The 12,469-nt window shown below is 68.6% G+C and carries 13 protein-coding genes, 1 pseudogene and 1 riboswitch; of the genes and pseudogenes, 8 read left to right on the top strand and 6 right to left on the bottom strand.

Annotation, left to right across the window (positions count from 1 at the left end):
• Positions 1-86: 86 nt before the first annotated feature.
• Positions 87-1,277, top strand: coding sequence for an MMPL family transporter (locus ACFWI9_RS29270; RefSeq protein ID WP_387166718.1), 1,191 nt, complete (start codon positions 87-89; stop codon positions 1,275-1,277).
• Positions 1,278-1,547: 270 nt separating this feature from the next.
• On the opposite strand, the gene ACFWI9_RS29265 is transcribed toward ACFWI9_RS29270, so the two are convergent.
• Both ACFWI9_RS29265 and ACFWI9_RS29260 read right to left on the bottom strand, forming a co-directional pair.
• Positions 1,548-2,585: a polyprenyl synthetase family protein gene (locus ACFWI9_RS29265; RefSeq protein ID WP_387166715.1), complete on the bottom strand. Its 1,038-nt coding sequence runs from the start codon at positions 2,583-2,585 to the stop codon at positions 1,548-1,550.
• Positions 2,586-2,589: 4 nt separating this feature from the next.
• Positions 2,590-3,447, bottom strand: a complete 858-nt coding sequence (locus ACFWI9_RS29260; protein ID WP_387166712.1) for an SAM-dependent methyltransferase — start codon at positions 3,445-3,447, stop codon at positions 2,590-2,592.
• Positions 3,448-3,810: 363 nt separating this feature from the next.
• On the opposite strand from ACFWI9_RS29260, the gene ACFWI9_RS29255 reads away from it, so the two are divergent.
• Together ACFWI9_RS29255 and ACFWI9_RS29250 are read left to right on the top strand one after the other, a co-directional pair.
• Positions 3,811-5,016: a cytochrome P450 gene (locus ACFWI9_RS29255; RefSeq protein WP_387166709.1), complete on the top strand. Its 1,206-nt coding sequence runs from the start codon at positions 3,811-3,813 to the stop codon at positions 5,014-5,016.
• 4 nt (positions 5,017-5,020) lie between these two features.
• The gene (locus ACFWI9_RS29250) at positions 5,021-5,470 is read left to right on the top strand and encodes a cupin domain-containing protein (RefSeq protein ID WP_387166706.1); all 450 of its coding nucleotides are present in this window, start codon (positions 5,021-5,023) and stop codon (positions 5,468-5,470) included.
• Between the two features lie 322 nt (positions 5,471-5,792).
• Here ACFWI9_RS29250 and ACFWI9_RS29245 read toward each other — a convergent pair.
• Together ACFWI9_RS29245 and ACFWI9_RS29240 are read right to left on the bottom strand one after the other, a co-directional pair.
• Positions 5,793-6,099 (bottom strand): annotated as a pseudogene (locus ACFWI9_RS29245) (ATP-binding cassette domain-containing protein); the annotation flags it as partial.
• Positions 6,100-6,222: 123 nt separating this feature from the next.
• On the bottom strand, positions 6,223-6,381 hold the full coding sequence (locus ACFWI9_RS29240) for a hypothetical protein (RefSeq protein ID WP_387166702.1): 159 nt from the start codon (positions 6,379-6,381) through the stop codon (positions 6,223-6,225).
• Positions 6,382-6,519: 138 nt separating this feature from the next.
• A riboswitch (cobalamin riboswitch) is annotated at positions 6,520-6,722 on the top strand.
• Between the two features lie 37 nt (positions 6,723-6,759).
• Here ACFWI9_RS29240 and ACFWI9_RS29235 point away from each other — a divergent pair.
• From ACFWI9_RS29235 to ACFWI9_RS29215, 5 genes are all read left to right on the top strand, one after another.
• On the top strand, positions 6,760-7,149 hold the full coding sequence (locus ACFWI9_RS29235; protein ID WP_387166699.1) for a (2Fe-2S) ferredoxin domain-containing protein: 390 nt from the start codon (positions 6,760-6,762) through the stop codon (positions 7,147-7,149).
• 95 nt (positions 7,150-7,244) lie between these two features.
• Complete coding sequence (locus ACFWI9_RS29230) at positions 7,245-8,234, top strand: ABC transporter substrate-binding protein (RefSeq protein ID WP_387166696.1); 990 nt, start codon at positions 7,245-7,247, stop codon at positions 8,232-8,234.
• 104 nt (positions 8,235-8,338) lie between these two features.
• On the top strand, positions 8,339-9,352 hold the full coding sequence (locus tag ACFWI9_RS29225) for a FecCD family ABC transporter permease (RefSeq protein WP_387166721.1): 1,014 nt from the start codon (positions 8,339-8,341) through the stop codon (positions 9,350-9,352).
• A complete protein-coding gene (locus ACFWI9_RS29220; protein WP_387166693.1) occupies positions 9,349-10,179 on the top strand; it encodes an ABC transporter ATP-binding protein in 831 nt (276 codons plus the stop codon). The genes ACFWI9_RS29225 and ACFWI9_RS29220 overlap by 4 nt, the downstream gene beginning before the upstream one ends.
• A 41-nt stretch (positions 10,180-10,220) precedes the next feature.
• Positions 10,221-10,922, top strand: coding sequence for a (2Fe-2S)-binding protein (locus tag ACFWI9_RS29215; RefSeq protein WP_387166690.1), 702 nt, complete (start codon positions 10,221-10,223; stop codon positions 10,920-10,922).
• A 481-nt stretch (positions 10,923-11,403) separates the two neighbouring features.
• Here ACFWI9_RS29215 and ACFWI9_RS29210 read toward each other — a convergent pair whose 3' ends face one another.
• Positions 11,404-11,694, bottom strand: a complete 291-nt coding sequence (locus ACFWI9_RS29210) for a barstar family protein (RefSeq protein ID WP_387166687.1) — start codon at positions 11,692-11,694, stop codon at positions 11,404-11,406.
• Positions 11,691-12,469, bottom strand: a 779-nt coding sequence (locus tag ACFWI9_RS29205; RefSeq protein WP_387166684.1) for a DUF6193 family natural product biosynthesis protein, incomplete at its 5' end; no start/stop codon positions are given. The genes ACFWI9_RS29210 and ACFWI9_RS29205, both read right to left, overlap by 4 nt.

Raw genomic sequence — 12,469 nt, 5'->3', positions numbered from 1 at the left:
GCTGAATACTGGATATGGGGTCGACCCGCTGTCAAACGCGGTTGCCTCAGCGCTCGGGCAGGCGGTCCGGACCCCCACCCGTCGAAATGAGCCCCGCCCCCAACCCCCGGCGCCCGCGCGCCCCCCCCGCCGCCGGGTGGCGTCGCTGGATCGGGCATGTCAGCCAGCACCCGGTGCCGTACGCGGTCGGCGCGGCGGGGCTGCTGCTGACCGCGACGCTGCCCGTGTTCGGCCTGCGCGTCGGCCTGCCCGACGACGGCTCACTGCCCCACAGCCGTACCGAGCGCCGGGCTTACGACCTCGTCGCCGAGGGGTTCGGCCCTGGCACCAACGGTCCCCTCGTCATCGCCGCGGACCCCACCGGTGATCCGGGAGTGCTGGACCGACTCGTCGCAACGGTCGCGGCGGATCCGGGCATTGCATCCGTCGCGCCGACGCACATCGATCGGGCCACCGGCATCGCGACCCTCGTGGTGTTCCCGACCACCAGCCCTCAGGACAAGGCCACGGCCGACACCATCGCCCGGCTGCGCACCGACGTGCTGCCCACGGCGATCGGGCACGGCCCGGCCAGGGCCCACGTCGGCGGCGCCGCCGCGAGCCTGTCCGATGTGGGCCAACGCACCAGCCAGCGCCTGCCGGTGCTCGTCGCCGCCGTGCTGGCGATGTCGTTCCTGCTGCTGATGCTGGTCTTCCGCTCGATACTCGTACCGCTCAAGGCGGTACTGCTGAATCTGCTGAGCATCGGCGCGGCCTACGGCATCATGGTCGCGGTGTTCCAGTGGGGCTGGGGAGGCGCACTCATCGGGCTGGAAGCGACGGTTCCGATCGTGTCGTTCATCCCGATGTTCCTCTTCGCCATCCTGTTCGGCCTGTCAATGGACTACGAGGTGTTCCTCCTCTCCCGCGTACGCGAGGAGTACCTGCGCACCGGCGACAACGGCACGGCCATCGTTGAGGGCGTCTCGGGCACCGCCCGGATCATCACCTCGGCCGCCCTCATCATGGTGGCGGTCTTCCTGTCCTTCGCCGTCGCCGAGGACCCCTCCACCAAAATGTTCGGGCTCGGCCTGGCCACCGCGATCTTCATCGACGCCACGGTCGTACGCATGGTGCTGGTACCGGCGACCATGACACTCCTCGGCCGAACCAACTGGTGGCTGCCGAAGTGGCTGGACTGGATGCTTCCCCGCGGCCCGGTCGGCACCGACGACACCGACGACACCGACGCGGAATCCACGGGTGAGGCCCCGCGTCCACGTCTGGTTGACCGTTGACTCAACTCCCGCCCGCCCTTGGCGTCCGGCACTTCAGCGCGTCACCTAGGGGCATATCGAGTCGTGATCATCGGGTGGTCCTGGTGAGGTCCTTGAACCAGATCATCGAGGCGCGCAGGTGGAGACCGGCGAGGTAGCTGTCGCAGGTACGGCTCGATGAACTCCCATTCCGAAGCGGTCAGTTGCACTCGCGTCAGGTAAGACCGTCTATCGGACCGGGCCGTGCCACGAAGGCACATCCAGCAAATTGATCACGACTCGATACGCGCCCTAGTTCGCCTGCATTCCCCGAGGGCGACGGGTCACGGCGAAGTCGAGCAGATCGATCAGGTCTTCGTGGACAGCGGGTGGCAGGGCAAGGGTGTCCAGCAGGTTCAAGGCCCGCGCGAGATGCTCGCGGGCCACTTCCTGGGCGTAGGTGCGCCCACCGGCGGCGTCGATGAGATGGGCGGCTCGCACCAGGTCGGTGTCGTCCAGGTCTCCTTTGAGGAGGCAAGCCAGCTCCTCGGCGGCGGGATGCCCGCTCTGGAGGGCCGCGATGACGGGAAGGGTGCGTTTGCGGCTTCGGAGATCCTGGAATCCGGGCTTGCCGACGAGGGCCGTGTCGCCCCAGATGTTCTCCAGGTCGTTCGCGGCCTGCCAGGCCGTTCCCGCCTTGTGGGCCGCTTCCCGCAACGCCTCCGCCTGAGCGGCTGGTGCGCCTGCCAGGACGGTACCGATCACGGCAGCGGAACCCAGGAGCGCACCGCCCTTGCCCTCGCACACGCTCAGGTAGTCGTCGATGGCGACAGAGGCACCGCTGTCGAAGTCGGCTTCCCGGGCGACGGCGTGGATCATACGGGTGAGGGCGTTGTTGAGTTCGCCGACCGCCAGACGGCCCGCCGGCCCCTCGACGGCCAGCAGGCTGTCCAGGGCGGCGGCCCACAGGGCATCGCCGGACAGCACTGACGACCCGGTGCCGTAGACGACCCAGGCCGTCGGCCGGTCCCGACGGATGTCGTCGCCGTCGATGATGTCGTCATGCAGCAGGGAGAAGTTGTGGATCAGCTCGACCGCCACCGCTCCGGGCAGCGCCACCTCGGCGTCGGCGCCCGTGGCCTCGGCGGCGAGCATGGCCATGCAAGCCTGAAGGGACCGGCTGCCGCGTCCGGCGACAGGAGTGCCGTCCGCATCCCACCAGCCGAAGTAGTACCCGGCGACACGCTCCAGACCGGAGGGGAAGCGAGCGACCGCCTGGGCGAGCGCCGGGCGTACGAAGACGCGGGCTCGCTCGATGACCCCCGGAACCGCCGGCGGCGTCGTGGACATCGGATCAGCCCTTCTTGCGGGAGACGATGCGGATGTAGTTGATGCGGCCGCTGCGGTAGCCGTCGAGGTACGCCTGTTCGATACCGGTGGCCAGGTCGTACCGCGAACGCAGTTCCCAGTACGGGATGGCTGCTTGAGTGAGATCGTCAACCTGGTACGGAACGAAGCCGGCGTCGAGCAGAGAGCGCAGGTAGCCGTGTCGGCTGTGCGTACGGCAGTGGTAGTGGGCGTCGATCTTCGTCTCCACCGACTGCTCATGAGCGAGGGCGTCATCGACACACCAGGTGAGCAGCACGTACCGGCCACCCGGTTTGAGGACGCGGGCGAATTCGGAGAATGCCTCTCCGAGCTCTACGTACATCGTCGTCTCGTTGGTGACGACAGCGTCGAAGGATTCAGCAGAAAAGTGAGTGTCCGTCATGTTGAGATCGTGGAATCTCACCATTTCCGCTACACCCCGGTGCTGCGCCTGGTCGCGGGCGAACTGATTCTGGTACGCAGAGAAATTCACGCCGTCCACACGGCAGCCCAGTACGTGGTGCAGGAGGAAAGCGGTACCTCCCCGCCCCGATCCGGCGTCCAGGATTCGGGAATGCGCTCCCAATTGTGCTAGAGCGGTGACCACCGAGTCCACCTGCCGGGTCTCGAGTCGATGAATCTCACGACTGATCGCACTCTGCTGCTCGCTGCCACTCAACTCCAGTACGGACCGGTCGTAATCACCCACGGCGAAATGGTGATGGTAGAGGCCGTCCAGATGGCCAAGTTGCAGGTTCAGGGCGTCGTTGCGTTTGGTGTCGTAGTACGTGAATGCCTTGGCCTCAAAGTGGTTACGCACCAAAGTCGCTTTTGGCAGACTCATCGTGGTCCTCTCCTGGAATCTTGGCCTGGTCGGCGGAGGCCTGGCCGGCGGGAGCCGGGCAGTGCGGGTACCCCAACGGACCGGGCCCCCGCCATCGACGAGGGAGACCTCGGGTATACCCGCCCCCTGCGTATGGGAGTGTCTTCCTTCCCCTGACGCACCTCATTGCTCTCCGTATGGGTGAACGTGTGCCAGGACGGAGTCTTCCGGTACACCTGTCGGCGCCCGGTCGGTCGCTGGGGTCACTGGCGATGCTCCGACAAGCTGAAAAAGGCCATCGGATGAACCGGCGGACGGTACAAGAGCTCGATGTCTGGTCATTCTGGAATCAGAGGCTCAAGATGAGGAATATCTGGAGACGTGATGACGACCGACAACCTTGCCGTCTGCCCCTTCCCCGCAGGACCGCGAGGTGGTCCACCGACTGAACTCGACCAACGTCTGCAGGACGACCCACTCGGGTTGGTCCGGATGCCGAGCGGGGATGTCGCCCGCCTCGCGGTACGCTATTCGGACGTCATGCAAGTCCTGTCGGACAGTCGCTTCGCGAGAGAACTGGACGACAGTACAGGACCGCGATTTCTCCCTGGGTTCGACTTCATGGCGTCCAATTCCGGCCTGCTCATCAACATGGACGGTCAACGCCATCAGCGGTTGCGCAGCTTCACCACCAAGGCTTTCTCCCGGGGGCAGGTGGAGCGCCAGCGGCCAAGGATCTACCAGATCGCCGACGATCTCATCACTGACTTCGTGTCCCAAGGGCCGCCTTTCGACTTCGTCGACCAGTTCGCCAACGTGCTTTCAAGCGCCGTCATGGCTGAGCTGCTCGGGATCCCTCTGGGGAGCTGTGCGGAGCTGCGCGACGGGTTCGGTGCCCTGTGCTCGGTCGCTACCGGTGCGGCCGCTATCGAGCTGGCCAAGGAGAAGTCCGCCACATATGCGGAGCGCGTCAACGAGATCGTGCGGACGGTGGAGAAGGCACCGGGCGACGGACTGATCAGTGAACTGATCAACCTCCGGGACGAGCGCGCCGAACTGTCCGATTCCGAGGTGTGCGACCTGGTCCTCATGATGATCATCGCAGGCCATACCCCAACGAACATCCTCACGCGAGCGGCCATCACCGTGCTGTCGGATCCGGACCTCTACCGCTTCTTCGGCGGTACCGGCGACTTGTCCTCCGCTGTCGACGAGCTGCTCCGCTGTCATTCGCCGGCGCTGTCGAGCATGCGGGTCGCGACAGAGGACGTCGACCTGCCGTCCGGGACGATCCGGAAGGGGGAAGCGGTACTCGCCTCGATCGAAGCGGCCAACCACGATCCGCGTGTGTTCTCCGCGCCCCGTAGTTGTCGACCGTCACGCTATGCGGATTCCTCGACCGAGCGCCACCTGGCTTTCGGGCGAGGCCCGCACTTCTGCAGCGGAGCCCACCTCTCGCATCTCGAGATCGAGGCCACCTTCTCGTGCCTGGCACGCAGACTCCCTACACTTCGGCTGGACATCGATCCCGATGACATCGAGTGGGGTGCCTTTATGCGAAGCCCGCTGAAACTACCTATGAGCTGGTGATGTCATGAGTCCGCATCAGCCCGAGACCGCCCGGTTGCTCGGTATGAGCGAGCACCCGGAGGGTGGCTGGTACAAAGAGACCTGGCGAAGCGACATCACCGTGCGTCCGGACGACTACCCGGGCAGCCGGTCCGTCTGCACGGCCATCTATTTCCTCCTGCTTCCCGGTGAGGAGTCCCGTTGGCACACGGTGCGCTCGCCGGAGTTGTGGCTGTGGCACCGCGGCGGCCCACTGCACCTGCGTCTGGGGGGCACGGGTGAGGAGCCGAGCGAGAGCCCCTCGACAATGGTCCTCGGCCCCGATGTCGCGAACGGCCAGCGCCCGCAAGGTCTCGTCCCTGCCGGGTGCTGGCAGTCCGCCAGTCCGGCGGGCGACGAAGAGGTGCTGGTGAGCTGTGTCGTTTCGCCGGGGTTCCACTTCGACGACTTCCATCTGCTGCCGATCGACGGCTGACGGTCCCACCGGGCCTCAATCACGTACCGTCCGCTGCCAGGCCGCGACGCAGCATCGCGAACGCGTGGTCGGCGTCGGCCACCGCTTCGGGGTAGACCTCGTCCGCGGACCGCCGGCGACGCGCGCTGCCAGCTCGTCGACGCCAGGATGGGCTCAGTGGCGGCCACTTGGCCGGCCAGCAGGGCCGCGGTGATGTCGCTGCCCGTGTCGAGTGCGTCGGCCAACGGGGTCCTGAGCGGCCCGCGTCGCCCGGCGCCCCCTGCGCGGCAACGCCGGGGACGCCGGGGACGCCGGGCGACCGTGTATCTGGCGAGGGCGACCAGGCCCAGGTAGTCCTCGTTCCACGGTCCTCGTTCAGGGTCTCGTGCTCGTGGGCGAAGTAGCCGAGCCGCAGCCCGTGCCCGCGCACCACCCGGCCGCTGTCGGGCGTCCCCCGGTCGGCGAGCAGACGCAACAGGGTGGTCTTCCCAGCGCCGTTGAGGCAGGCAATCACCAACCGGCTCCCCCTGTCCACGGCGAGGGTCCACACCGCTGGGCACCGCCTGGCCGTCGAACGACTTGGCGAGGCTCACGGCATCGAGTGGCATCCGACCGCAGGGGGCGGGCTCGGGCAGGCTGACCCGCGCCACGGGGCGGTGTGTTTGTTGATGCGGAAGGCGCACCAGCACGGGTCACCGGGGCGCGACGGGGGAGGGGTTCCTGAAGCCCCGGAAACATGTTGGTGCGCACGTACCGTCTCTGAGCCTGAGGGCCTATTCGGAGCGTAGGGCTGTGGCGGTCCGGGCCCTGGCGGCCCACCCTGCGGGCGGGAGCGCGCCCAGGGTGGCGGTGAGCAGACCACCGAGTGCGAGCGGGAGCAGTTCGGCGCCGTGGTAGACGGCGATGACGGAGTCGGGGAGTCGGAGCCCCACGCTGTCGCCCGTACGGGACCCACCGGATCGAGGGACGGACCGGCCGCTGGTACAGGGCGCGCGGGAGTCCGCGGAGGCGCGCGGTGCGAGCGGCCGTGTTCGCGCGCCGTGTTCGCCCCGGCCGGTCCGGCACCCGGGCTTATGGCCTGTCGTGTCCGTCTGTCATGATGTCAGGCGAAGGCGACGGCGGAACGAGGAAGCCGGTGTGAATCCGGCGCGGTCCCGCCACTGTGATCGGCGAGCGGATCCCGAACAGACCACTGCCCGGATGCGGGTGGGAAGGTCGGGACGAGCGACGACCCGAGAGCCAGGAGACTCACGCGGTCGCCTCCTCGAAATGACTGGGGCGGATTTCCCCGGAGAGGAGGGCTCGTCGGGATGCCCAGAGGACCATCATCAGCCGGTCCGGTTCCGTGCCGGGTCGTGGTGTGCCGGGACTGCTGCTGTGGCAGCACCAAGGTGACCGGTGTCGACCACGCCAGACAGATCGCACGTCTCGCCGAAGAGGCGCCGGTTCGCGTCTCGGACTGCCTCGACGTGTGTGACCAGGCGAACGTGATCGTTGTACAGCCCTCGTCCGAGGGGCGCGCCGCCGGCGGCCGGGCGGCCTGGTTCGGCCTCGTCAACGACACCGCAGCGACCGAGTACGTCGCCGCCTGGATACGAGCGGGTGGGCCGGGCGTCGCAGATCGACCGGACCTCCTCGAGAACCACGCCTTCGCCCCGCCTCGGCGCGCCCGCTCCGAGATGCTCCGCGGCGCGGGCTGAGCCGCGGCCACCACTTTCCACATTCCCCGAGTCCGAGCGCTCCGGGCTGATGCCCGGACGCGCAGGACCGCTTCCTGCGTGAGAGGACCCACCACATGATGGGCAGGCGCCCGGTATCCCTGCTGTCGGCCATGGCCGCAGCCCTACTGATAGCCGGTTGCGGTGGCACGGCAGAGCGGAAGGACGCCCCGTCAGCCGACCCCGCCGCCAAGGGGTTTCCGGTTACCGTGTCCAACTGCGGTGTGAAGACGACCTATCAGCGTCCGCCGCAGCGCTCGGTTTCGATGAACCAGCATGCGACCGAGGTCATGCTGGCATTGGGTCTTGAGAAGTCCATGGTGGGCACCTCCTATCTCGATGACAGGATCCTGCCGGAGTACCAGGGGGCCTACGACGGGATCAAGGTCCTGGCGAAGGAGTACCCCTCGTTCGAGACACTGCTGGCCGCCGAACCGGACTTCACCTACGGCGGTTTCGCCAGCACCTTCGACGAGAAGGAAGGGCGCAGCCGCGACGCGCTCTCCAAGGCCGGGATCAACTCCTATCTGAACATCGAGGAGTGCCCGTCGGGGCCGGTGACGATGACCGCCATGGACCAGGAGATCCGGAACGTGGCGAAGATCTTCGGTGTGCCGGACCGGGCGGAGCGGCAGTTGAAGAAGCTCCACGGCACGCTGGACACCGTCGAGGACAAGCTCGCCGGTACCACACGGGTGAAGATCTTCGTGTACGACAGCGGTGACAAGACCGCCTTCACCGCCGGCGGCGCGGGCATCGGCAACGAGATGATCGAGCTGGCCGGCGGGGTGAACCTCTTCGCCGACCTGGACAAGGCCTTCGGTGACGTGTCGTTCGAGCAGGTGGCGGAGCGCGCGCCCGAGGTGATCGTCATCTACGACTACGGCGACCAGCCGGTCGAGGACAAGAAGAAGTTCCTGCTCGCGAACCCGGCGCTCAAGGACGTACCAGCCGTCAAGAACAAGCGGTTCGCCGTGCTACCGCTGTCGTCCACAGTACTGGGCGTCCGGGTGCCGTCCGGCGTGGAGTCCCTGGCCAGGCAGCTCCACCCGGACCGGTTCAAGTGACCGGCGCCACCGACACCACAGACGTGAAGGAGGCGGACGCGGCGGCCGGGGCGACCGGCACGCGGGCGGCGGAGGCCGGCGCTGCCGCCCTCCGCCGCCCCGGAATGCCCTACCCGCTCGTGCTCGTGCTGCTGGCCGCGCTGCTTGCCGTCGCAGCCACCTTCGGGATCGCGGCCGGGTCCATCAGCGTCCCGGCCGACCAGGTGTGGGGCATCCTGCTGCACCGCGTGCATCCCTCGCTCGCCGAGCCGACCTGGACACCGGTCCGCGAGACGATAGTCATCGACGTCCGGCTGCCGCGAGTGCTGTTGTCCGGCGTCGTGGGGGCGGGCCTCGCGGTGTCCGGAATGGCGCTGCAGGCACTCGTGCGCAACCCCCTCGCGGACCCGATGCTGCTCGGGGTGTCCTCGGGCGCCTCGGTCGGCGCGGTGCTGGTCCTCGTCTTCAACGTCACCCTGTTCGGTGTGTTCTCCCTGCCGGTGGCCGCGTTCCTCGGCGCTCTCGCCGCCCTCGTCTCCGTCTACTTCCTGGCCCGTTCCGAGGGACGGATGACGACTGTGCGGCTGGTGCTGGCTGGCGTGGCGACGGCCGAGGTGCTGTCCGCGCTCGCCAGCTTCCTCATCGTCACCTCCAACGATCCGCACAAGACGCAGTCGGCGATGCGCTGGATGCTCGGCGGACTGGCCGGCACCACCTGGACGGTGGTGTGGATCCCCGTCGGTGCCGTCCTCCTCGGGACGGCCGTCCTCCTCGGCGTCTGCCGTCCGCTCAACCTCCTGCTTGCAGGGGAGGAAGCCGCCGTGGCGCTCGGCCTGGACGTGCACCGCTTCCGGGCCGCACTGTTCACGCTCGTCGCAGTCATGATCGGCACGATCGTCGCGGTCAGCGGCCAGATCGGATTCGTCGGCCTGATCATGCCGCACGTGGTGCGGCTGGTGGGCGGCGCCCCCCCCCGACGCGCTCTTCCCGCCGCAGCCCTGCTCGGCGCGGCGTTCCTCATCGCCGCGGATCTGGCCGCGCGCACCGTCATGAGCCCGGAGGAGATTCCCGTGGGCATTCTCACCGCCCTGGTCGGGGGCCCCTTCTTCCTGTGGCTGATGCGGCGGAGGTCCGCATGACGCAGACGGTCACGGTCACGGATGCGCCCGGCACGCTGGCCGCTGAGGACCTGTCGGTGGTCGTGGGCGGGCGGGTGCTCGTGGACCGGGTGTCACTGAAGGTGGCACCGCGCGAGGTGGTGGGGCTCATCGGCCCCAACGGCGCGGGCAAGTCGACCCTGCTGCGTACGGTCTACCGGGCGCTGCGCCCCACATCGGGGCGCGTCCTCCTGGACGGCGAGGACGTCCGGCGGATGTCCGGCAAGGGCCTCGCCCGCCGGCTGGCCGCCGTCCTGCAGGAATCCGCAGGGGACTTCGAGCTGTCGGTGTACGACGTGGTGGCCATGGGCCGCACTCCGCACAAGCGGGCATTCGATGGCGACGACACCGACGACCGAGGCATCGTCATGGACGCGCTGGGCAACCTCGACGCCGCCGGGCTGGCGCACGCCCCTTTCAGCCGGCTGTCGGGCGGCGAGAAGCAGCGGGTGCTCATCGCCCGTGCACTGGCCCAGCGCGCCGGGACGATGGTGCTGGACGAGCCGACCAATCACCTGGACCTGCGGCATCAGCTCGATACGCTGCGCCTCGTCCGCAGGCTCGGTGTGACCGCGGTCGTCGCCCTCCACGACCTCAACCTGGCCGCGGCGTTCTGCGACCGGATCTGCGTGATGGACGGCGGCCGTGTCGTGGCCACCGGATCGCCCGCAGAGGTGCTCACCCCCGAGCTCCTGGCCGAGGTCTACCGCGTCGACGCGGAAGTCGTACCGCATCCCCGTACCGGGATTCCGCACGTCACCCTGAACTCCGTCCACCCATACGGGAACGGGGTGACCGGATCCGCGTGACCCGGAATCGGCGCACCAGCACCCGACATGGAGGAGGCGATGTGGTCGATGTGAACGCCCTGAGACAGGCCCCGGCCCGATCCGTCGCATCGGCCCTGGAGGACGTCGCGGCCTTCGGTTCCTTCTTCGCGGTCGAGCTGGGAGGCCCCGGCAAAGGCTGGCACCCCGTCGGAGACGCCTACGCGGACGGCTGCGCGGACCTGATCGCGAAGACGGTCGACCGCTACCGCACCCATGAACTCCGCATCGGCGCCTCCATCGTGCAACTCGGGCACGCTGCGCGTCTGTGGTCACCCGTGCTGGCCTGCACCGCCGCCCACGGAATCGTCCCCGACCTGCACCGACTGGAGCGCGCCGACGACGGCCCCGCACTGCGCCTGCCCGCGTCCCCGACCGGCTGGTACGCAGCGGGCGCCCCGCGCCTTGCGGACCTGCTGTACGAGGTCGTGGTGGGCCGGCACCTGGACGCGCTGGCCGCCGGGCTGCGGGTCAAGGTGGCACCCCGCTTGCTGGCCGGAAACGCCTCGTCGGCGCTGGCCGAGGCCGCGCGCGCCGTTCTGGTGGCGAGACCGGATCTTCGCGGCACACTCACCGGTCTGGTCGGCGGACTGCTGAACACCGGTCGGCTGGCCGGTTCAGGAACGGTCACCGGCCCGGATCTGAGCTTCCGCCGCCGAAGCTGCTGCCTCTACTACCGGGTTCCGTCCGGAGTGAAGTGCGGAGACTGCACACTGGCCGGATGATCGAGTCGGGAGTCGTCCCGGCCGTCGGGACTCCGCCCTGGACCGTGTCGGGCGACGTGTGGGAGCGGAACGGGCCGCCGCGCCGGTAACGGGGAAGCCCCTGCCGGGTCTCCGGCGGGGCTTCCTCCGCGTCATCTCGTGCGGTCGGTGCTAGCCGTGTCTGACAAAGCCCGCCTGTCCCGCGACGTCTGGCACGCACTCCCCCTGGCTTCTCCCCCTGCTGTCGCGGGGGGTCCCCGGGAGGTGCCTCCACGCTGCGTTGTCGGCGTCAGCGGCGTCATCCAAGGATGCCCGGGTACGAGGATGACCTCCCGCTGCCTGCGGCGGGGGGACCCCACTGCCTTGCGATTGCGTCCCCTCGGCCGTTGCGGGCCTGGGGAGGCCCCACCCCCTCGGCCCCTTGCGGGCCTGGGGAGACCCCATGCAGCAGACGCCGCGGGCCCCGCCCCTCGGGCGGACGGCGCTATTTGTCAGACACGGCCTAGTCGAAAGTCACCGAGAAGCGCTTGGACTCCTCTCGCGACCGGTCCTGCTCCTGCACCCTCAGCAGGAGGTCGCGGATCTGGTCGAACGTGGCCTGACCCAGCGCGGTCCTGCTGAGGTCCGCGTCCTTCCAGACCAGTTCCACCGGCCGCTCGACGTCCGTCGTCAGCCGGTCCCACAGGGCGCTGAGGTTGGCCCCGTAGAAGGGGCCGAAGTCCAGGGCCCGCGCGAGGAAGCCGTGAAGGTCCGGCAGGGTGCGGTTGGCCGCACCCTCGATGACGACCTTCATGATCCTTGCCTCCCACGGCCCTGGACCGCAGGGCCGCAGCCTTCCGGCAGACCCCGCACGACGAGCGTCATGGCCTCCTCGATCGTCGCGGCGTCGACGGGAGGCGTCCCGGTGCTCGACGGGTACTGAACCCGCCAGGTGCCGGCCGAAGTGGGAAGGACACTGGGGATGTCGTGGGAGTAGGGAGGCAGGGTGCACCGGCTGAACTCGATCTTTCCATGGGAGACCACGGGGAAGAGCGCGCGCAGCTGCGGCACCTCGGAGGCCGTTCGGGCGAGCGCTGCTCCGTAGGTGCCCACCGGCAGGGCGAGGAGGGTGCGCCACTGGTACTCGACCGCCTCTCCGGCCTCGTGCGCCACGGCCAGAGGGTTGACCTCGAGCGAGGTCCAACGTTCTTGCATGTCCGAGACGGTTGCGCCGTTCTGCCAGGCGCCGACCATCTCGGCGACCGTCTTGAGATCGGCTACGTTCCCCCACGCGACTCTCAGCCCCGGGGCGGAGAGCTCCAGGCGGATGTCGCGGTGCTCACGCTGGATCGTGAGCTGAGCCCACCCACGATCGGATGCGAGCTCCAGAACGACCGGGCCCGGCGATGCCGAACCCGAGTCGACGGTCCTGAGTCCCGTCAGATCGAAGCCTGACTCCGCGGCGATGCGCTGAAGGGCGGCAGCGGGGTCGGCCGCGTCGCGGGAAAGCTCCGGATAGTGCGCGAGGTCCACGGTGGACCTCGCGGGGTTGGAAGTCGAGCTCTGATGCCTTGGATCGTTGTGCATGC

Origin of the sequence: Streptomyces sp. NPDC127084 (assembly GCF_042724175.1) — a bacterium.
Classification (GTDB): domain Bacteria; phylum Actinomycetota; class Actinomycetes; order Streptomycetales; family Streptomycetaceae; genus Streptomyces.
This window is presented reverse-complemented; position numbering and strand designations above follow the sequence as displayed.